This is a genomic window from Streptomyces sp. NPDC101118, from assembly GCF_044759445.1.
Taxonomy (GTDB): Bacteria; Actinomycetota; Actinomycetes; order Streptomycetales; family Streptomycetaceae; genus Streptomyces.
The window spans coordinates 28,644-49,551 of record NZ_JBIVZG010000035.1; the positions used below are offsets into that span (position 1 = coordinate 28,644).

Genomic DNA, 20,908 nt, shown 5'->3' on the forward strand with positions numbered 1-20,908 from the left:
GGCCGCCCGGCGGACCTCCGCGCTTTTCGGGCGGGCGTTCGACCGTTAGCCCATAGGTGTGGTGTCCGCCGGTATTCGCGAGGTTTTCGCCCGCCCCCGGCGGCGAACATAAGGGCATGAACCAGCAGGGGGAAGCGGACGACTGGTGGCAGAACCTGTACGAGGACTTCCCGCCCGACGACGACCGGACCGCACGCGGCCCCGAGGACACCCTGGACGCCCACTTCACGTCGGCGTCCCGCGTGACCGCACCGGTACCGCCCGGCCCGGACGCACGCCGGCCGCCGGGGCCCGCTGAGGTGCGGCCGCCCTCGGGAGAGCCGCCGGCCGGCCGGGCGCCCGGAGGGCCGGAAGCGGGGGCGGTGACCGGGGAGACGCGCGGGTCCGGGAGACCGGCGGCGGGGGAGGGACGCGCACCCGGGGGTCCGGCTCCCGGTGAGCCGCCCCGCAGCGCCGTCGCGTTCCCCGGCAAGGAGGTCCCCGGCCCCCGCAGGACCCCGGCCGCCGCGGGCGCGTCCGGTGCCCTCGCGGCCCCGGAGCCGTCACCGCCGGGCGAGGGGGAGACACCGGGCGGCGGTCCGGACGCTCCGGGGGGCCGGGCGGACGCACGGCCGTGGGCCGGGGACGCCCCGGAGTCCGGGGCCCTGCCGACGCGCCCGCGCGCCCCCTGGGAACCACCGCCGACCCTCCCGGACTTCAGCGCCGGCACCACCGGCCGGGGCACGTGGGGCGGTGACGACCCCGGTCGGGGCAGCGGCCCCGCCGCCCGGCGCTCCGGCCCGCTCGCGCCGGGCGGCGACGCCTCCGGCGGCGACACTTCCGGCAGCGACGCCTCCGGCAGCGACGCCTCCGGCAGGGCTGCCGATCCCCGCGCGTCGGACGGTGACGCCGACGGCCGGAACACCCGTCCCGCCGCCGGGGATGCCGGGACCGGCGGCCTGCCGCCCGCCTCCGGCCCCGGACGCGGGCCGGCTCCCGGCAGCCCGCCCGCCCCGCCCGTACCACCACCACCGCCCCCGGCCCCCGGGAACGCGGACGCCGGGCTGCCGTGGCCCGGTTACCCGGACGCGCCGCCGCCCCCGCCCGCCCCCCTGCCGCGGGAGTGTTCCGAGCCCGACCCCCGGTACGGCCCCCGCGCTCCGGGCACCGGCACCCCCGAACCCATCCCGCCGAACCCCGCCGCCGGAGCGGGAGGCGGGACGGCCGGCACCCGTACCGGCAGCGGGAGTTCCGGCCCGCAGCCGCCGGACGGACGCAGGGGGGCGGGCGCCGGCCCTGACCGACCCGGCAGCCCGTCACACCCCGCCCCGGGGCCCGGGAGCGCCGCCGGTCCGTCGCCCGCCCGGGGCGAGGGGGAGACCCCCGCCACCGGACCCGACCCGAGGTCCGTCGCGCCGGACACGCCGTCCCCGTACGGGGCTTCCGGTGCCGGGGCGGTCCCGGAGGGGACCGACGACGCGCCGCAGGCACCCCGTAGTGGGGCCGGCCCCGCCAGCGGCGACACCGTACGGGGCAGCGGCGCGGCGCCCGGCCTGCCCGCGCAGCGCACCGGGCCCCCTGAGGAGCTGCCCCCGCTGCCGCCGCCCCCGGCGGAGCCGCGCCCGCACCCCGGGCGCCCCGCCGTCCGGTACCTCGGCGACCGGCCGCCCACCTACGAGGGCGAGCCCGGCGCCCTGCCGGTCGCGGACCCGGCCGAGCCGGCCGACCTCGTGCCCGACACCGTGCTCGAAGGCGCCCGGTACGGCCGCTACACCCTCCGCGCCGCCTCCGTACGCGGCGACTCCGCCCGCTACCGCGGCGAAGCCCGCCGGGACTTCCTGCTCACGGCCCGCTTCGGCCGCGGGGACGACGCCCTGCTGCTGGTCGCCCTCGCCGGCGGCGACCGCGCCACCACCGGCGCCCCGCAGGCCGACGCCGAACTCTGCCGGTGGATCGCCGGCGCCGTCGGCCGCAGCCAGCAGCGGCTCGGCGCCGACATCCGGGCCGGCCGCCGCGACGACCTCCGCTCCGGCCTCCAGCGCCTGACCGACCGCGGGTACGGCCGGCTGCGCGCCCTCGGCCACCCCCAGCCCACCGGGCTGCGCTGCATGCTGCTCCCCATCGACCCCGAGTGCCGCACCCGCGTGGTGTTCGGCGCGGGGGAGGGCGGCCTGTTCCGGCTCCGCGGCGGCGTGTGGGAGGACCTGGAACCCGCCAGGGCCGACCAGCCCTTCCGGTTCCGCGCCTCCGTGGCCGAGAGCGGCGACACCCTCCTCGTCTGCACCGGCGGCCTGGCCGACCCGATGCGCGACGAGCCGCTGCTGCCCGAGGCCCTGGCCGGCCGCTGGGGCCCGGGCTCCGGCGGGGCGCCGGGACTGGCGGCCTTCCTCGCCGACTCGCAGCTCAGGGTCAAGGGCTACGCCGACGACCGCACCGCCGCCGCCCTCTGGGAGAGCTGACACGAGGAAGAGGTACGGGTCCGGGTCCGGGTCCGGGCCCGCGTACCGGGACAGGGACAGGGACGGAGCAACCCGACAGGCGTGACCCGCCGGCGCGTGGGTTGATGGGAGGCGAGCCGCCGCCCCGCGGCCGCACGGGCACCGACGCCGGACGGAAGGGCACCCCCTGTCATGGCCAAGCAGAACGTGGCGGAACAGTTCGTCGACATCCTCGCCCGCGCCGGCGTCCGTCGGCTGTACGGAGTGGTCGGCGACAGCCTCAACCCGGTGGTCGACGCCATCCGCCGCACCGGCGGCATCGAGTGGATCCAGGTCAGGCACGAGGAGACCGCCGCCTTCGCGGCCGGCGCCGAGGCCCAGGTCACCGGCAGACTTGCGGCCTGCGCCGGCTCCTGCGGCCCCGGCAACCTGCACCTGATCAACGGCCTCTACGACGCGCACCGCTCCATGGCCCCGGTGCTCGCCCTCGCCTCCCACATCCCCTCCAGCGAGATCGGCCTCGGCTACTTCCAGGAGACCCACCCCGACCAGCTGTTCCGCGAGTGCAGCCACTACAGCGAACTGATCTCCAACCCCCGCCAGATGCCCCGCCTGCTCCAGACGGCCATCCAGCACGCCATCGGCCGCAGCGGCGTCAGCGTGGTCGCGCTGCCCGGCGACATCGCCTCGCAGCCCGCCCCCGACCGGCCGGTCGAGCACGCCCTGGTCACCGCCCGCCCCTCGGTACGCCCCGGCGACGGCGAGATCGAGAAGCTGGCCCGGATGGTCGACGAGGCCGACCGGGTCACCCTCTTCTGCGGCAGCGGCACCGCCGGCGCGCACCCCGAGGTGATGGAGTTCGCCGAGCGGGTCAAGGCGCCCGTGGGCCACGCCCTGCGCGGCAAGGAATGGATCCAGTACGACAACCCGTACGACGTGGGCATGAGCGGCCTGCTCGGCTACGGCGCCGCCTACGAGGCCACCCACGAGTGCGACCTGCTGATCCTCCTGGGCACGGACTTCCCGTACAACGCCTTCCTGCCCGACGACGTGAAGATCGTCCAGGTGGACGTCCGGCCCGAACACCTCGGCCGCCGCTCCAAGCTCGACCTCGCGGTCTGGGGCGACGTGCGCGAGACCCTGCGCTCCCTCACCCCGCGCGTGCGCGCCAAGACCGACCGGCGCTTCCTGGACAAGATGCTCAAGAAGCACGCCGACGCGCTCGAGGGGGTCGTGAAGGCGTACACCCGCAAGGTGGAGAAGCACACCCCCATCCACCCCGAGTACGTCGCGTCCGTCCTGGACGAACTGGCCGCGGACGACGCGGTGTTCACCGTGGACACGGGAATGTGCAACGTGTGGGCGGCGCGCTATCTTTCCCCCAACGGCCGCCGCCGCATCATCGGTTCCTTCAGCCACGGCTCCATGGCGAACGCCCTGCCCCAGGCGATCGGCGCCCAGTTCACCGACCGCGGCCGCCAGGTGATCTCGATGTCGGGCGACGGCGGGTTCTCCATGCTGATGGGAGATTTCCTCACGCTGGTGCAGTACGACCTGCCCGTCAAAGTGGTCCTGTTCAACAACTCGTCTCTGGGCATGGTCGAGCTGGAGATGCTCGTAGCCGGACTCCCTTCGTACGGAACCACGAACCGCAATCCGGACTTCGCCGGCATCGCCCGCGCCGCCGGGGCGTACGGCGTCCGGGTGGAGAAGCCCAAGCAGCTGGCGGGCGCACTCAGGGACGCCCTGAAGCACAGGGGACCTGCACTGGTGGACGTGGTGACCGATCCCAACGCCCTGTCCATCCCGCCGAAGATCAAGGCGGAGATGGTCACCGGCTTCGCGCTGTCCGCCAGCAAGATCGTGCTCGACGGCGGGGTCGGCAGGATGCTCCAGATGGCCCGCTCCAACCTCCGGAATGTGCCCAGGCCATAGCCCATTGCGACCGGCCGGTGACCGGCAGGAGTGCCGCCGCCCGCGCGGGGCATGCATCCCGTAGACCTGTTCGAGGAAGGGATGGCACCGTGCGGGTGGGGGCGAACGCCGGGCAGCAGTGGAGAAGGGGGCGGCCGGTCGCGCGCGAGCCCTCCGAGGACGAGGACACGGACACGGAGGCGGCGCGCAACAAGCGCCCGGGCCCCTCGGCGTCCGGTCCGGCGGGGCCTCCGGGCCGCCGGATGAGCCGCACGGTGCGCCGGGCCGACCTCCGGGCCGTGGGCGAGGTGCGGCGGGCACTCCGGGAACTGCTCCGCCCCTGGGGCCGCGCCGACTCCGCGGACGTGGCCGAGCTGCTCACGACGGAACTGGTCACCAACGCCCTGGTCCACACCGACCAGGGGGCCGAGGTGACCGCCAGCCTCGCCGCCTCCCGGCTCCGGGTGGAGGTCCGGGACCACGCCACCCGGCATCCGCTGCCCCTCGTACCGGCCGCCGACGACGGTACGCACGGCAGGGGACTGCTGCTGGTGGAGGCGATGGCCGACGCCTGGGGCGTCAGCGCCCACGGGATGGGCAAGGTCGTCTGGTTCGAGATCGACGCCGCCGGCTCCGGACCGGACTGAACCGGCGGCCGGGGAACGCGGAGGGGGAGGACCGGGCGTACCCGGTCCTCCCCCTCCTGCCGACCCGCTGCTCCCGGTCCCTCAGCCGAACTGCTGCTCCAGGTCCTTGAGCTTGCGCTCCAGGGAGTCCAGGCGCGGGATGGTCTGCGTGTCGTCCTCGGCGGTGAGGTCGACGGTCCGCGCGTAGCCGTCAATGGAGCTGGAGCCGCTGACGGCCTTCAGGGAGGGCCGCTCGGGGGCTCCGTTCAGGGGAAGCATGGGCAGCTGTCCCGGTTCTGCTATGGCGGGCTCCGCGCCGACCGGCGCGGAGCCCGACCCCGGAGCGAGTCCCGGCACGTCCACCTGCCGGCCGCGGGACCGGCCGAACGCCCGGTGCTGGCGGCCCAACGCCCGGATGTGGGCGCGCTCGCGGCGCTCCTGCTCCCGCCTGCGGAGCCGGTTCGCCTGCTTCTCGCGCTTGTCCTCGCGCACCTCTTCGACCGCCTCGTCGAGGGTCCGTACGCCTTCCAGCAGCATCAGCGACCAGGCGCCGAAGGTCTCGCGGGGAGCCCGCAGCCAGCGGACGATGCGGATCTGCGGCAGCGGCCTGGGCACCAGACCCTGCTCGCGCAGCGCCGCCCGGCGGGTCTGCTTGAGGGCCCGGTCGAACAGCACGGCCGCCGAGAGGGACATCCCCGCGAAGAACTGCGGGGCACCGTCGTGCCCCAGGCCCCGCGGCGCGTGCACCCAGTTGAACCAGGCCGCCGCACCGGCGAACAGCCAGACCAGCAGCCGGGAGCCGAGCGCCGCGTCGCCGTGACTGGCCTCGCGGACGGCGAGCACGGAGCAGAACATGGCGGCGCCGTCGAGGCCGAACGGGACGAGGTACTCCCAGCCGCCGGAGAGGTTGAGGTTCTGCCGGCCGAAGCCGACCAGGCCGTGGAAGGAGAGGGCCGCGGCCACCGCGGCGCAGCAGAACAGGAGCACGTACGAGGCGGTCCCGTAGACCGCCTCCTTGCGGCGCCGGCGCTCCTCGCTGCGCTCCCAGCTGTCGTCCGCCGATGCCTTGTCACTCTCGCGCCTGCCGCGCGCCAGCACCGCCACCGCCGCCAGGACGCCGAGGATCAGCAGGCTGCCGGGGAGCAGCCAGTCCAGCGATATGTCGGTCAGTCTCATCCGGTGTCCCTTGCATCGCGAGAGCGGCGTTCCGGCGTCATATTGGCGGATCGCGCGCAGGCGGCATGCAGGTTTCGGGTCAAGTGACCGCCATCGGGTTGCGGCCCCCTCCGGATAGGGCGATCTGTCTCGAACTCGCGCTCGGAATAACGTAGTTGAGTTCGAATCGCCTCACTCGAAAGAGTGGAGTAGTCCGGAGGGGGCCGGTGTTCAGGACCCCGGGGCCTCCTCGGGGGCGAGGGAGTTGCCGGCGGGGATGCGGCCGCAGTCGGAGGGGGCCGTCCGGCCGGCGAAGCGGTCGTCGATCCAGCCCAGTGCCACGGGGACCCAGGCGGCGGTCGCGCCCACGTGGCTGAGGAGCTCGTACTGCCGGTACTTCACGGCGGGGGCGCCGGTGGCGCAGTACTGGCGGGCGAGCGCCCGTACGTCGCCGGCGACCATGACCCCGTCGCCCGTGCCGATGCCGGGGCGGTTGCCGAAAGTGCCCTCCAGGACGCCCGCATCGCCCTGGCCGATGAAACCGGGGACGGTCGGGGTGGCGGCCGACCCGAGGTTTAGCCGGTTCACCGCCTCCAGGAAGGCGGGGATCGAGTTGGGGTCGGCGTACTCGGGCTTCGCCATCTTCTTCCAGGTCAGGCCGGGGTAGTGGCCGATGGCGTCGATGATCGAGCCGTCCTCCAGCTGGTCGTACACCTTCCGGCCGTAGTCGCTGAGGTAGGACTTGAGGTCGATGTCGTACGAGCGGGAGACCCCGATGACCGCCATGGGGATGACGCCGGACCAGGCCAGCGAGCCGTCCACGTACTTGAGGTTGTGTGCCGGGTCGACGAGCAGGCCGCCCTCGGCGTAGCCGACCAGCCGGGCGTTGACGTCCGGGGCGTAGCGCGGTGCGAGCGCGGCGGCCCAGTTGGTCGCGATGGCGCCGCCGGAGTAGCCGAGCAGGGCGAAGCGGGTGTCCGCGTCGAGCCGGGTCTGGTCCGTGCGGGTGGCGGCGCGGATCGAGTCGAGGGTGTTGGTCCCGTACTCCGGCCCCGCGGCGAAGTTGGCCCGCTGGCCCTCGGTGTCCGGGATGACGAGGTCGTAGCCCTTGGCCAGGAGCGGCGCCATGAACAGGGCCTCGACGTTGGGGATCAGGCCGCCCAGGGTGACGTTCCCGGCGATCGCGCGGGACGGTCCGTCCTCCGGGCTGAGCGAGTCGTAGAAGGACTGGTAGGACACCGCCCGGCTGCCGTCGCCCGACGGGCTGTGTACGACCGTGGTCACGTTCGCGGCCGGCCGGCCCTGGGCGTCGGTGGTGCGGTACAGCAGCTGGACCGCCTTCAGCGGGGTGGGGATCCCGATGAGGTGGTACTGCAGCGTCCGCGACCTCAGCACGGTGCCGGGCGCGAACGCGGACAGGGGCGTGCTGCCGGCGTAGGCGTAGAAGGGGTCGCTCGCGCCCGTGGTGGTGGCCGCGGTCGTCGAGGTCGTGGCCGCCACCGCTGCGGTCGCGGCCGTCGGGACGGCGGTCGCGCCGGCCGTCGCCGCCGGGGAGGCGGCCACGACCACCGCGGTGGCGGCGGCGAGGGTGGTCAGGCGCACGGCTGCCTTGGACATGGGTGCCTCGATTCGTGGGGGGGCGTGCGGGGCCGGAGTCCGTGACGGCGGGCTCCCGGGTACTGCGCTCTTCGGCAACGACGTGACAGGGGCGGGGGATTGTCTGGCGGTTCACCGGCCGGACGTGTTACCAACCAGTAGGAAAAGTCCCGGAAACATCATGCGGGCCCCGCACGGCCGCGTCTCCGGGGCGGGCCCCAGAGATTGGAGAGGTGGATTGTGACCGCGTCCAACGCTCCTGAACCCGACCAGGCGGCGCCGCGGTTCGGCGGCGTCCCGGTCCACAAACGGCTGAGGGCGGCCGAAGGCACGCTGGAACGGGCCGTGATGGTCCGGCTGGTCGAGCGGCTGCCCGTGTACGGCGCGCTGCCGCCGGAACAGCTCGGCGGCGACATCGCCAAGCAGGTCGTCCGCGGCATCCGGACCTTCGCCGAGGTGCTGCGCACCGGCGAGCTGCCCGGGCCGGCCGAACAGGCGGCGATCCGCGAGTCCTCGGCGCGGCGCGCCGACGAGGGGGTGCCGCTGGAGGCCGTGGTCAGTGCCTACCACCTCGGCGCGGAGGAGTGCGCCGCCCAGGTCTTCTCGGCCGCGGGGCCGGGGGACCTGGGCGACGTGCTGCTGGTCCAGCGCCAACTCCTCGCGTACCTGCGGCTGGTGAGCTGTGACGTGGCGGCGGGGTACGTGCAGGAGCGCCAGATGGCCCTGGGTGACGAGCAGGTCGCCCTGCAGTCGCTGCTGTCCCGGCTGCTGGAGGGCGGCAGTCCGCGGGCCGCGGCCGACCGGGCCGGCGTCCGGCTGCCGCCCTGCTACCTGGTGCTGAGCATCAGCGTGGGACCGCACCCCGACGAGCTGCTGCCCGGCGTGAACCACGCGGTCGCGGCCCGCCGCAAGCTCCGGCGGTTGCGGAACGAGCTCCAGCGCCAGACGGCCGGCATCCCGCTGTCCGTGCTGTCCGGGTCCGGCGGGCTGGTGCTGGTGCCGTACGAGACCCCGGCCGCCGAGTGCGGCCCCGCGGACCGGGAGCGGCTCACCCGGATGGTCGGACAGCTCGGCCGGATGTGCGGGGCCGAGCTGCTGGCGGCGGTGGTGCCGGCGGCGCCCGAGGACGTGGCGGAGGCCGCCCGGCTGGCCGGCGAGGTGCGGGAGGTCGCGCAGGCCTCGGGCCGGGGGCCCGGGCTGTACCTGCTGGAGGACGTGCTGCTGGAGTACCAGCTGAGCCGGCCGAGTCCGGCGCGGCGCGGGCTCGCCGCGCTGCTGGGCCCGCTGGAGGGGCGCCCGGAGCTGCTGGAGACGCTGCGGACGTTCCTCGCGGCCGGACTCGACCGGCGCGGGGCCGCCGCCCGGCTCCAGGTCCACCCCAACACCGTCGACTACCGGCTGCGCAAGGCGGCCGAGCTCACCGGACTGGACGCCGCCCGGGGCGCCGACGTCCTGACGCTGCACGCCGCGCTGGCCGCGCACGACGCGGTGCGGCAGGGCGGCGCGGGCCGGGCCCCCGGCAGGCCGGGGGCCGGCTGAGCCCGGGGCCGCGTCCTGCGGCGGGTCCGGGCCGGGCCCGGGGCGACAGCGCGGGGCGTACGACGTACGGCCTGCGGCCGGGCCTACGCCGTCGCGGCCGCGGTCAGCCGGGCGACCCGGTCCGCGTCGCAGGTGCGCGGGCACGTGACGCAGGTGTCCTCGGGCCGCACGGTGTAGAAGAGGCAGCAGCTGGCACGGTCCCGGGTGGGCAGCTCCCGGCCGCCGGGCCCGGTGAGCGTACGGAAGCCGGCGCCGCCGGTGTACGGGGCGGTCGAGCCCGGCAGCAGCAGCGCCAGCTCCGCCGTGGCCCTGGCCTCCTCGCCGAGCAGGCTGGCGATGTACCAGATGCCCTCGGCGACCTCGTCGGTCACCATGCCCCACAGGGCCCGCCGCCCGCGCCGCATCCGCGGGCCGAACCCCTCCAGCACCGGCGCGACGTGCTGGGCCACCGCTGCCCGCACCTCCGCCCGCAGCGCCTCCTCGTCGGGCACGACCCGGGCCCCGGGGAGCGCGGCCGCCGGGTCCGACGGCAGGCAGGCGAACTCCTCGACCCGTACGGACATCCGGCCGAGGGTCCGGTGGAACGCCACCCGCTCGACGGGCAGCCGGGGCACCCGTCGCGACAGGAACCAGGGCGCCGTGAACAGCAGGCAGGCGGGCCAGGCGTACCGGTGGAACCCGAAGCTCGCGATCACGTCCGGGCGGGCCTGGCGTCCGTAGTCCCGGCGCACCTGGGCATCGTCCCAGGCCAGGAACGCGTCCAGGGCCGCACCCCCGGCCGCCAGCTCGGCCGCGCCGACCCAGCCCGCACCGCGCGGGGCCGGACCGGTCGCGCCCGCCTCACGGACGGTCAGCCCCGGGAACACCTCGGCCAGCCGCGCGTACGCCGGTGCCACCGGAGAGCCGGCGGTGGCACGGGGCTCCCCCGCGTGGGAGCCGGAGGCGTGGGCGGGGGCGGCCGGGGAAGCGGGGAGCGCAGCCGGGACGGTCATGACGGAGCCCATCGATCGCGATCGAAACAAAGGTTAGCCTTACCTTACCCGATCACGGCAGGTCCGTACCGCGGGCCCGTCTGCCGTTTCGCCTATCCTCGGGGGACATCCCTGGAACGCGGCCGCACACGGCGGCCCGCGCGGGGCGGACCGGGACGGAGGGACGAGGCGCGTGTCCGATGCCGCACTCCCCACGGCCCCTTCCGCCGAAGGGGTGGCCATCCCGCCCCAGAAGGTGTCCCGGCACTCCGTCCGCGGCCAGGTCCTCGGGCTGCTGCGCACCGCCCTCATCGACGGCGAGCTGGCGCCGGGGCAGATCTACTCGGGGCCCGCGCTGGGCGAGCGCTTCGGGGTGTCCGCCACGCCGGTCCGGGAGGCCATGCAGCAGCTGGCCCTGGAGGGGGCGGTGGAGTGCCTGCCGAACCGGGGCTTCCGGGTGATCGAGCGCACGCCGCGCGAGCTGGCCGAGCTGGCCGAGGTGCGGGGCCTGCTGGAGGTGCCGGTGATGCTGCGGCTGGCGCGGAGCGTGCCCGCGGAGACCTGGCCCTCGCTGCGGCCCCTCGCCGCCGCGACGACCGCCGCCGCTGCCGCGGGCGACGTGGCGGGGTACGCGGAGTCCGACCGCGCCTTCCACCGCGCGGTGCTGGCCCTGGCCGGGAACGAGCAGCTGCTGCTGGTCGCCGACGACCTGCACCGGCGCTCCCAGTGGCCCCTGCCGGGCGCCCCCGCGGTCCGGCGCGCCGATCTGGTGGCGGACGCCGCCGAGCACTCGGCCCTGCTGGAGGCCCTGATCGCCCAGGACCTCCCGGTCGTCGAATCGCTCGTACGCGAACACTTCGCGGGCTCCCAGACCTGACCGGCCCGGCCCGCGCCCACGGCCGTGCCCGCCCCGTGGGGCGGGCACAGCCGGTGCTCAGACGGCCGGCGACGGCCGCAGCTGCGCCGCCAGCCACGTCGGTACGCCGCCCAGCAGGTTGACCAGCCGCCGCGCCTCCTCCCGCAGCCGGCCCGCCTCGGGCTCCTCCTCCGCCTCCGCCAGCGCGGCCAGCGCGGGGGCGGTGCCCACCAGGTAGCCCAGCTCCTCCCGCAGCCGCAGCGACTGCGCGAACCCGGTGCGGGCCTCGGCCAGCTCCCCGTCCCGCAGCGCCAGCCCGGCGAGGTGCCGGGAGGTGAAGGACAGCAGGAGGAAGTCCCCGTGCGCCGCCGCGGCCGTGTGGGACCGGCGGTACGCGGCCCGCGCGGCCTGCGGCGAGCCGGAGATGTTCTCGGACAGCAGCCCCCGCCGGAAGTCCAGCAGCGCCCGCGCCGGGGAGTCCGGCGAGATCAGCGCCGCGGCCCGGCCCAGCGCGGAGCGGGCCTCGTCCGCCCGGTCCCGCACCCCGAGCAGGGTCGACGCGTAGGCCAGGTACCCCCGCTCGCACGCGGCCTCGCCGCGCTCGTCGTCCGTACCGGCCACCGCCTCGGCGGCGCGCAGGGCCTCCTCCGCCTCCGTCCAGCCCCGCTCGGTGTAGAGGCAGCCCTCGATCAGCAGTGCCGCGCGCTGGAGGGCGGCCGCCGGCGCCGCCGCGTGCGGTTCGAGCAGCGCGGCCGCATCCGTCCAGCAGCCGCGGGAGCGCAGCCGCCATATCGCCCGCTGGAGGGGGTCGTCGCCCCCGGTCGTTCCACCACCCGACATGGCGGTGTCCGCCACATTGCCCTCCCCGGAAAAGCGCGTCGTCGAGCCCGTGGACGCATCCCAGCACACACCGGAGGGCTGGGCCAAGGGGTCAGGTGAACGGTTTCACAATCTCTTGGCTGTGGTTTCGGCCGACCCCGGCGGGCGGCGGGGCCCGCCGGAACGGCGTTCCGTCAGCTCATCCGCAGGGCGAGGAAGAAATCGAGCTTGTCCTCGAGGCGCGAGAGGTCACGCGCCGTCAACTGCTCGATCCGGCCGACCCGGTAGCGCAGCGTGTTGACGTGCAGGTGCAGCCGGGTCGCGCAGCGGGTCCAGGAACCGTCGCAGTCGAGGAAGGCCTCCAGCGTCGGGATGAGCTCCGCGCGGTGCCGCCGGTCGTAGTCGCGCAGCGGGTCCAGCAGCCGGGCCGTGAAGGCGCGCCGCACGTCGTCCGGGACGAACGGCAGCAGCAGCACGTGCGAGGCCAGCTCGTGGTGCCCGGCGGCGCAGACCCGGCCGGGCCGGGCGGCGGCCACCCGGCGGGCGTGCCGGGCCTCCTCCAGGGCGCCGCGCAGCCCCTCGGCCGAGTGCACGGCCGCGCTGACGCCCAGGGTGAGCCGCCCGTCGTCGGCCAGACCGGCCGCCAGGGGCTCCCGTACGGCCGCCAGCAGCGCGTCGGCGTGCAGGGCGGTGTCGGGCCCCTCCTCGCCGGCCAGGGCCGGCAGGGGGACCAGGGCGATCGCCTCGTCCCCGGCGTGGGCCACGGCGATCCGGTCGGACGGCTCCGGGCCGGACACGCTCGGGTCGACCAGGATCTCCTCCAGCAGCGACTGGGCCACCGGGCCGCCGGGGATGTCCCCGCCCTCCCAGTCCACCCGGGCCACCACGACCTGCCAGTGCGGGGCCGCGCCCAGGCCGGGCAGCAGCACGGGGGCGGCCACCCGCAGGCGGGCGGCGATCTCGGCCGGTGCCGCGCCCGTCTGCACCAGCTCCAGCACCTCCTGGGCGAGCCGGCGGCGCACCGTGCGGGCGGCGTCGCGCCGGTCCCGCTCGACGGCGATCAGCTGGGTGACGCCCTGGAGCAGGTCCAGCCGCTCCGCGGGCCAGTCCCCGGCGTCCGCCTCGACGGCCAGCAGCCAGTCCGACAGCACGCTCTCGCGCACGTCACGGGCGCCCGCGCCGGCCGCGGCGCGGCCGTTTCCCCTGATCGGGAAGAGGGAGTAGGTAATACCCTGGATGGAGATCCGGTGCGGGCCCCGGCGACCGGTCCGGACCGCAGCCAGATGCTCGCTCGCGAGCGCCGCGCAGACGCCCGGCGGGAGCGCCTCCCCGGCGCCGGCGATCTGGCGTCCCGTGGGGGACAGCACCCAGGCGCGCAGATCGAGGTCGGTGGTGAGCAGATCGAGCACCACATCAGGTCCGCCGCCGGCGGGGCCCGAGGTCATCAGCCGCCGGTGGCGGTCGACGACGGCCGCGAGGTCCCCGGCGCGCTCCCCGGACACCTGCCGGACGACGTACTCCGTAATCGTGGCGAATGCAACGTCCTCGTTCACCGCGAACAGGGGCAGCCGGTTCCTGAGACAGGCCGAAACGAGATCCTCCGGGATGCCCCCGATCTCCGCCTCGCCCGCTGCGAGGCCCGCGACACCCGCCGACGCAAGGATTCGTACGAAAGGCTCGGAGTCGGCCGGAATCTGTCGCCAGGCCAGGCCCGTCAGCACCAATTCTCCGCCCGAAAGGTATCTGCTCGGGTCTTTCAGGTCCGTGGTCATCACGCCTCGGACCGTACGGTCGAGCTCTTCCTCGCCGCCGAGCAGCCGCAAGCCCAGCGCCTCGGTTTCCAGCAGTGCGCGCAGCCGCATGGGGTCGCCGCCGATCTGTCTCGATGTTGCCGTTGGAAATCGGCGAGGTCAGCGCACCTCGCCTTTCATACGAATCTACAAGACGAGGGAGGCCGCCAGCCAACTGCTTCATGGTTTCGGTGACTGCACCCGAGGGATGCGCGGCTTGTGTACTGACTCCACACCGCGTTAACAGCACGTGAACGACCAGTCGAGGGCCATTGGGCCTCCTGGCTTGAAGTGAACGACCCGATTAAGAAGAAGAGAGCCGCACATGGACTTCCTTCGCCCCGCCAGCTGGGAGGAGGCGCTCGCCGCTAAGGCCGAGTACCCCACAGCTGTGCCGATTGCGGGTGGCACCGACATCATGGTCGAGATCAACTTCGACCACCGCCGTCCGGAGTACCTCCTCGACCTCAACCGCATCGAGCTGCTGCGGGAGTGGGAGGTAGGCGAGGAGGTCACCAAGCTCGGCGCCTCCGTCCCTTACACCCAGATCATGGAGAACCTGCGCGGCACGCTGCCGGGTCTCGCGCTCGCCTCGCACACGGTCGCGTCCCCGCAGATCCGCAACCGCGGCGGCGTCGGCGGCAACCTCGGTTGCGCCTCGCCCGCCGGTGACTCCCACCCCGCCCTCCTCGCCGCCGGCGCCGAGGTCGAGGTCGAGTCCGTCCGCGGCACCCGCCTGATCCCGATCGACGAGTTCTACACCGGTGTGAAGCGCAACGCGCTCGCCGCGGACGAGCTGATCAAGTCGGTCCACATCAAGAACGCCACGGGCCCGCAGCAGTACTCCAAGGTCGGCACCCGCAACGCGATGGTCATCGCGGTGTGCGGCTTCGGCCTGGCCCTGCACACCGACACCCGCACCGTGCGGACGGGCATTGCCTCGGCAGCCCCGACGCCGATCCGGGCCAAGGCCGCCGAGGAGTTCCTGAACGCCGCGCTCGAAGAGGGCGGTTTCTGGGAGTCCGGCAAGGTCATCACCCCGTCGATCGCCAAGCAGTTCGGTGAGCTCGCCTCCGGCGCGTGCAACCCGATCGACGACGTCCGTGGCACGGCGAAGTACCGCCGTCACGCGGTTGGCATCCTTGCTCGCCGCCAGCTCGTCTGGACCTGGGAGCAGTACCGCGGCACGAACGGCCGCTCGCTTGAAGGGGCTGCGTAACCATGCGCGTCAATTTCACCGTCAACGGTCGTCCGCAGGAAGCCGACGACGTCTGGGAGGGCGAGTCCCTCCTCTACGTCCTGCGTGAGCGCCTGGGCCTGCCCGGCTCGAAGAACGCCTGCGAGCAGGGCGAGTGCGGTTCCTGCACCGTCCGTCTCGACGGCGTGCCGGTCTGTTCGTGTCTGGTCGCCGCGGGTCAGGTCGAGGGCCGCGACGTCGTGACCGTCGAGGGCCTGGCCGACTTCTCCAAGCAGCGCGACGACCACGGCCACGCCTGTGGCTCCGGCGCCTGCGGCGGCGGCAACGGCGTCTCCACCGACGAGGCCAAGCGCTGGGCCGCGAAGCCGGGCGACTCCCAGACCGGCGAGGGCGTCGAGCTCTCCCCGATCCAGCAGGCGTTCATCGACGCCGGCGCCGTCCAGTGCGGCTTCTGCACCCCGGGTCTGCTGGTCCAGGCCGACGCCCTGCTGGAGCAGAACGCCGACCCGTCCGACCAGGACATCCGTGAGGCCCTGTCCGGCAACCTCTGCCGCTGCACGGGCTACGAGAAGATCCTCGACGCGGTCCGCCTGGCGGCCGCCCGTCAGGGAGAGGCGGTCTGATCATGGCTCAGAACACCCGCACCGTGGGTACGCCGACCAACGTCACCCAGAAGCACAACAAGGGCGGCATCGGCGAGTCCACGCTCCGCCCGGACGGCACGCTCAAGGTCACCGGCGAGTTCGCGTACTCCTCGGACATGTGGCACGAGGACATGCTGTGGGGCCAGACCCTGCGCAGCCCGATCGCCCACGCCGAGATCGAGAACATCGACATCTCCGAGGCGCTGGCCATGCCGGGCGTCTACTCGGTCCTCACCTACGCGGACCTGCCCGCGGAGATGAAGAACTACGGTCTGGAGATCCAGGACACCCCCGTCCTGGCCAACGGCCGCGTACGCCACCACGGTGAGCCGATCGCCCTCGTGGCGGCCGACCACCCGGAGACCGCCCGCCGCGCCGCCGCGAAGATCAAGATCGACTTCAAGGAGCTCCCGGTCGTCACGGACGAGGCCTCCGCCCTCGCCGAGGACGCCGTCCTGCTCCACCCGGGCCGCGACGACCACCACGCCGGTCACGTCCCGCACCCGAACATCGTGCACCGCCAGCCGATCATCCGCGGCGACGCGGACGAGGCGGCCAAGAAGGCCGACGTCATCGTCACCGGCGAGTACACCTTCGGCATGCAGGACCAGGCCTTCCTCGGCCCGGAGTCCGGCCTCGCCGTACCGGGCGAGGACGGCGGCGTCGACCTGTACGTCGCCACCCAGTGGCTGCACTCGGACCTCAAGCAGATCGCCCCCGTCCTCGGCCTGCCCGAGGAGAAGGTGCGCATGACGCTCTCCGGCGTCGGCGGTGCCTTCGGCGGCCGCGAGGACATCTCGATGCAGATCCACGCCTGCCTGCTGGCCCTCGCGACCGACAAGCCGGTCAAGATGGTCTACAACCGCTTCGAGTCCTTCTTCGGCCACGTGCACCGTCACCCGGCGAAGCTCTGGTACGAGCACGGCGCCACCAAGGACGGCAAGATCACGCACATGAAGTGCCGGATCGTGCTCGACGGCGGTGCCTACGCCTCGGCCTCCCCGGCCGTCGTCGGCAACGCGTCCTCCCTCTCGGTGGGCCCGTACGTCATCGACAACGTGAACATCGAGGCCGTCGCCCTCTACACGAACAACCCGCCCTGTGGCGCGATGCGCGGCTTCGGCGCCGTCCAGGCCTGCTTCGCCTACGAGGCCCAGATGGACAAGCTCGCGGCGAAGCTGGGCATGGACCCGGTCGAGTTCCGTCAGCTGAACGCCATGGAGCAGGGCACGATCATGCCCACCGGCCAGGTCGTGGACTCGCCGGCGCCGGTCGCCGAGCTGCTGCGCCGCGTCAAGGAGCGTCCGCTCCCGCCGGAGCGCCAGTGGGAGACCGCCGGCGAGAGCGCGGACGTCCGCGCGCTGCCGGGCGGCCTGTCGAACACCACGCACGGCGAGGGCGTCGTCCGCGGCGTCGGCTACGCGGTCGGCATCAAGAACGTCGGCTTCTCCGAGGGCTTCGACGACTACTCCACCGCCCGCGTGCGCCTGGAGGTCATCAACGGCGAGCCCGTCGCGATGGTCCACACGGCCATGGCGGAGGTCGGCCAGGGCGGTGTCACCGTGCACGCCCAGATCGCCCGCACGGAGCTCGGCGTCACGCAGGTGACCATCCACCCGGCCGACACCCAGGTCGGCTCCGCCGGTTCGACGTCCGCCTCCCGGCAGACGTACATGACCGGTGGCGCGGTGAAGAACACCTGTGAGGCCGTCCGCGAGAAGCTGCTGGAGATCGGCCGCCGCAAGAACGGCTCGTACCACCCGGCGTGGGCCCACGCGGAGCTGGTCCTGGAGGGCGGCAAGGTCGTCACCGACGGCGGCGAGGTCCTCGCGGACATCGCCGACATCCTCGAGGACGAGGCGATCGACCTCGAGCTCGAGTTCCGTCACCGCCCGACCGTCGCGTTCGACCTGGTCACCGGCCAGGGCGACGGCCACGTCCAGTACACCTTCGCCGCGCACCGCGCGGTGGTCGAGGTGGACACCGAGCTCGGCCTCGTCAAGGTCGTCGAGCTGGCCACCGCCCAGGACGTCGGCAAGGCCCTGAACATGCTCTCCGTCGTCGGCCAGATCCAGGGTGGCACCACCCAGGGTCTCGGTGTCGCGGTGATGGAGGAGATCATCGTGGACCCGAAGACCGCGAAGGTGCGCAACCCCTCCTTCACGGACTACCTGATCCCGACCATCCTCGACACCCCGACCATCCCGGTCGACGTCCTGGAGCTCGCCGACCCGAACGCGCCGTACGGTCTGCGCGGTCTCGGCGAGGCCCCCACCCTGTCGTCCACCCCGGCCGTCCTCGCGGCGATCCGGCAGGCGACCGGTCTGGAGCTCAACAAGACGCCGATCCGTCCCGAGGCCCTCACCGGCACCCTCTAGGACGGCGTCCTCCGGGGGCCGCGAGGCCCCCGGACCCCGGACTCTCCGGGCGGTGTGACCAGGGAACGTCACACTTCACGCGGTCACACCGCCCGGAGCAACGAAGTACCGCACCGCTCGCGGTCAGCTTCACCAGCACCACCTGAAGCACCGGCAACACCCAGCAGGACCGAAACACCGAAGTTTCACCCCCAGCAGTAACACAGCTCGGGCCGTCACCCCGGGTCGTGCAGCCAAACGCAGTCCCAAATCCCGCGATTGAAAAAGAACCCCCTGCGGGTGCCCCTTTGAACCTTGGGAGTTAGGCACCATGACCCAGTCGTCAGTGGAGCCCAAGACCACCGCGGAAGACGCCGGAACCGGCTCTTCCCCCGCGGCCGGACGGTCTTGGCTCGACCGGTACTTTCACATAACCCACAGAGGATCCTCGGTCGGCAACGAGGTCCGTGGCGGCATCACCACCTTCATGGCGATGGCGTACATCCTCCTGCTCAACCCCCTGATCCTCTCTGGCAAGGACGCCGCCGGCGACACTCTGAGCCAGAAGGCCCTCATCACGGCCACCGCCTTCGCCGCGGCCGTGACCACGCTCCTCATGGGCTTCATCGGCAAGGTGCCGCTGGCCCTGGCCGCCGGACTCTCCGTCTCCGGCGTGCTCGCCTCGCAGGTCGCCCCCGAGATGACCTGGCCGCAGGCCATGGGCATGTGCGTGATGTACGGCGTCGTGATCTGTCTCCTGGTCGTCACCGGCCTCCGCGAGATGATCATGAATGCGATCCCGCTCGCCCTCAAGCACGCGATCACCATGGGCATCGGCATGTTCGTCGCCCTGATCGGCCTCGTGAAGGCCGGATTCGTGCACGCTTCCCAGGGTGGCGGTCCCGTCACCCTCGGCCCCGCCGGCGAGCTCGCCGGCTGGCCCGTCCTGATCTTCTGCGTGACCCTGCTCGCCATCTTCATGCTGCAGGCACGCAAGGTTCCCGGCGCGATCCTGATCGGCATCGTCGGCGGAACCGTCCTCGCTGTGATCCTCAACGCCGTGGCGGACATCAGCCCCAAGGCGTGGCGCAGCGGCGCACCGGAGCTCAGCGGCTCCGCGGTCTCCATGCCGGACTTCTCGCTCTTCGGCGACGTCGAGTTCGGCGGCTGGGGCGAGGTCGGCGCCGTGACGATCGGCATGATCGTCTTCACCCTGGTGCTGGCCGGCTTCTTCGACGCGATGGCCACCATCATCGGCGTCGGCACCGAGGCCAAGCTGGCCGACGACAAGGGCCGCATGCCGGGCCTGTCCAAGGCCCTGTTCATCGACGGCGCCGGCGGTGCCATCGGCGGCATCACGGGCGGCTCCGGCCAGACCGTGTTCGTCGAGTCCGCGACCGGCGTCGGCGAAGGCGCCCGTACCGGCTTCGCCTCCGTCATCACCGGCCTGTTCTTCGCCGCCTGCATCTTCTTCACCCCGATCACCCAGATCGTCCCGGGTGAGGTCGCCTCCGCGGCCCTGGTCGTCATCGGCGCGATGATGATGCAGAACGCCCGCCACGTGGACTGGGCCGACAGCTCGGTCGCGATCCCGGTCTTCCTGACCGTCGTGATCATGCCGTTCACGTACCAGATCACCGCCGGTGTCGCCGCGGGCGTCATCAGCTACGTCGCCATCAAGATCGCGCAGGGCAAGGCCCGCGAGATCGGCGGCTTCATGTGGGGCCTGACCGCGATCTTCGTGGTCTTCTACGCCCTGCACCCGATCGAGGGCTGGCTCGGCATCAGCTGAGCCCGCTGACCGGGACCGCACCCTCCACCCGTCCGATACTGGAACCGAACCTCTCAGGGAGGCCGCAATGCTGGACATCGCCGAAGAGCTGAACCGGTGGGTCGAGCAGGGACGCGACTTCGCGGTCGCCACCGTGGTGGCGATCAGCGGCAGCGCGCCCCGGCAACCCGGGGCCGCGCTCGCCGTCGACGGCGACGGCACCGCGATCGGTTCGGTCTCCGGTGGATGCGTCGAGGGTGCGGTCTACGAGCTGTGCCGCGGGGCCATCGAGGACGGCGAGACCGTCCTGGAGCGCTTCGGCTACAGCGACGACGACGCCTTCGCCGTGGGTCTGACCTGCGGCGGCATCATCGACATCCTGGTCACCCCGGTCCGCGCCGACAGCCCCGACCGGGCCGTCTTCGAGGCCGCGATAGCCGCCGCCGCGGCCGGCTCCCCGGCCGCCATGGCCCGCATCGCAGCCGGCCCGGCCGAGCTCGTGGGACGCCCCGTGCTGGTCCGCCCCGAAGGCGCCCACGAGGGCGGCCTCGGCGGTAACCCCGAGCTGGACCGCACCATCGCCGAGGAGGCCCGCGCCATGCTGGACGCGGGCCGGACCGGCGTACTGGAGGTCGGCGCGGACGGCCGCCTCTGCGGAGAGCCGCTGAAGGTGCTGGTCGAGTCCAGCGTCCCGGCCCCGCGCATGATCGTCTTCGGTGCCATCGACTTCGCCGCCGCCCTGGTGCGGGTCGGCAAGTTCCTCGGCTACCACGTCACGCTCTGCGACGCCCGCCCGGTGTTCGCCACCAAGGCCCGGTTCCCCGAGGCCGACGAGATCGTCGTGGACTGGCCGCACCGCTACCTGGAGTCCACCGACGTCGACGGCCGCACGGTGCTCTGCGTGCTCACCCACGACGCCAAGTTCGACGTCCCGCTGCTGGAGCTGGCCCTGCGCCTCCCCGTCGCCTACGTCGGCGCGATGGGCTCCCGCCGCACCCACGACGACCGCAACAAGCGGCTCCGCGCCGTCGGCGTCACCGACCTGGAGCTCGGCCGCCTGCGCTCCCCGATCGGCCTCGACCTCGGCGCCCGGACCCCCGAGGAGACCGCGATCTCCATCGCCGCCGAGATCGTCGCCAACCGCCGCGGCGGCAGCGGCATCGCGCTGACCGGCGCCCACTCGCCGATCCACCGCGAACTCCCCGACCCCCGCCCGACCCGCCGCCCCGCCGTCGCCTGACGACCCCGCTCCCGG

The 20,908-nt window shown here is 73.7% G+C and carries 15 protein-coding genes; 10 read left to right on the forward strand and 5 right to left on the reverse strand.

The window, feature by feature from the left end; translation table 11 throughout:
• Positions 1-116 precede the first annotated feature (116 nt).
• From ACIQUQ_RS34125 to ACIQUQ_RS34135, 3 genes are all read left to right on the forward strand, one after another.
• Complete coding sequence (locus tag ACIQUQ_RS34125) at positions 117-2,438, forward strand: hypothetical protein (RefSeq protein WP_403983860.1); 2,322 nt, start codon at positions 117-119, stop codon at positions 2,436-2,438.
• 171 nt (positions 2,439-2,609) lie between these two features.
• Positions 2,610-4,352: a pyruvate dehydrogenase gene (locus ACIQUQ_RS34130; protein WP_403983862.1), complete on the forward strand. Its 1,743-nt coding sequence runs from the start codon at positions 2,610-2,612 to the stop codon at positions 4,350-4,352.
• Positions 4,353-4,441: 89 nt separating this feature from the next.
• The gene (locus ACIQUQ_RS34135) at positions 4,442-4,978 is read left to right on the forward strand and encodes an ATP-binding protein (RefSeq protein WP_403983864.1); all 537 of its coding nucleotides are present in this window, start codon (positions 4,442-4,444) and stop codon (positions 4,976-4,978) included.
• A gap of 81 nt (positions 4,979-5,059) precedes the next feature.
• Here the strand turns inward: ACIQUQ_RS34135 and ACIQUQ_RS34140 are convergent, their stop codons facing one another.
• Together ACIQUQ_RS34140 and ACIQUQ_RS34145 are read right to left on the reverse strand one after the other, a co-directional pair.
• Positions 5,060-6,133, reverse strand: coding sequence for a DUF2637 domain-containing protein (locus ACIQUQ_RS34140; RefSeq protein WP_403983866.1), 1,074 nt, complete (start codon positions 6,131-6,133; stop codon positions 5,060-5,062).
• A 210-nt stretch (positions 6,134-6,343) separates the two neighbouring features.
• Entirely contained in the window at positions 6,344-7,729 is a 1,386-nt protein-coding gene (locus ACIQUQ_RS34145) for a lipase family protein (protein WP_403983868.1), read from the reverse strand.
• Positions 7,730-7,948: 219 nt separating this feature from the next.
• Between ACIQUQ_RS34145 and ACIQUQ_RS34150 the strand changes: the two genes are divergently transcribed.
• On the forward strand, positions 7,949-9,247 hold the full coding sequence (locus tag ACIQUQ_RS34150) for a PucR family transcriptional regulator (protein WP_403983870.1): 1,299 nt from the start codon (positions 7,949-7,951) through the stop codon (positions 9,245-9,247).
• 83 nt (positions 9,248-9,330) lie between these two features.
• Here ACIQUQ_RS34150 and ACIQUQ_RS34155 read toward each other — a convergent pair whose 3' ends face one another.
• Entirely contained in the window at positions 9,331-10,239 is a 909-nt protein-coding gene (locus tag ACIQUQ_RS34155; RefSeq protein ID WP_403983872.1) for a (2Fe-2S)-binding protein, read from the reverse strand.
• Positions 10,240-10,411: 172 nt separating this feature from the next.
• Here ACIQUQ_RS34155 and ACIQUQ_RS34160 point away from each other — a divergent pair, with 172 nt between their 5' ends.
• Positions 10,412-11,095, forward strand: coding sequence for a GntR family transcriptional regulator (locus ACIQUQ_RS34160; RefSeq protein ID WP_403983874.1), 684 nt, complete (start codon positions 10,412-10,414; stop codon positions 11,093-11,095).
• 57 nt (positions 11,096-11,152) lie between these two features.
• Here ACIQUQ_RS34160 and ACIQUQ_RS34165 read toward each other — a convergent pair whose 3' ends face one another.
• Positions 11,153-11,914 (reverse strand): hypothetical protein, encoded by a 762-nt coding sequence (locus ACIQUQ_RS34165; protein ID WP_399942111.1) that lies wholly within the window; start codon positions 11,912-11,914, stop codon positions 11,153-11,155.
• A 173-nt stretch (positions 11,915-12,087) separates the two neighbouring features.
• Complete coding sequence (locus ACIQUQ_RS34170) at positions 12,088-13,755, reverse strand: PucR family transcriptional regulator (protein WP_403983876.1); 1,668 nt, start codon at positions 13,753-13,755, stop codon at positions 12,088-12,090.
• Positions 13,756-14,008: 253 nt separating this feature from the next.
• Between ACIQUQ_RS34170 and ACIQUQ_RS34175 the strand changes: the two genes are divergently transcribed.
• The 5 genes from ACIQUQ_RS34175 (at position 14,009) to ACIQUQ_RS34195 (ending at position 20,893) form a co-directional block, all read left to right on the forward strand.
• Positions 14,009-14,902: an FAD binding domain-containing protein gene (locus tag ACIQUQ_RS34175; protein WP_403983878.1), complete on the forward strand. Its 894-nt coding sequence runs from the start codon at positions 14,009-14,011 to the stop codon at positions 14,900-14,902.
• 2 nt (positions 14,903-14,904) lie between these two features.
• Entirely contained in the window at positions 14,905-15,504 is a 600-nt protein-coding gene (locus ACIQUQ_RS34180) for a (2Fe-2S)-binding protein (RefSeq protein ID WP_403983880.1), read from the forward strand.
• A gap of 2 nt (positions 15,505-15,506) precedes the next feature.
• Positions 15,507-17,903 carry a xanthine dehydrogenase subunit D gene (gene pucD / locus ACIQUQ_RS34185; RefSeq protein WP_403983882.1) on the forward strand — a complete coding sequence of 799 codons (2,397 nt, stop codon included), beginning with the start codon at positions 15,507-15,509 and terminating at the stop codon, positions 17,901-17,903.
• 310 nt (positions 17,904-18,213) lie between these two features.
• The gene (locus tag ACIQUQ_RS34190; RefSeq protein ID WP_403983884.1) at positions 18,214-19,674 is read left to right on the forward strand and encodes an NCS2 family permease; all 1,461 of its coding nucleotides are present in this window, start codon (positions 18,214-18,216) and stop codon (positions 19,672-19,674) included.
• 67 nt (positions 19,675-19,741) lie between these two features.
• Positions 19,742-20,893 carry an XdhC family protein gene (locus ACIQUQ_RS34195; protein WP_403983886.1) on the forward strand — a complete coding sequence of 384 codons (1,152 nt, stop codon included), beginning with the start codon at positions 19,742-19,744 and terminating at the stop codon, positions 20,891-20,893.
• The last annotated feature ends 15 nt before the right edge of the window (positions 20,894-20,908 follow it).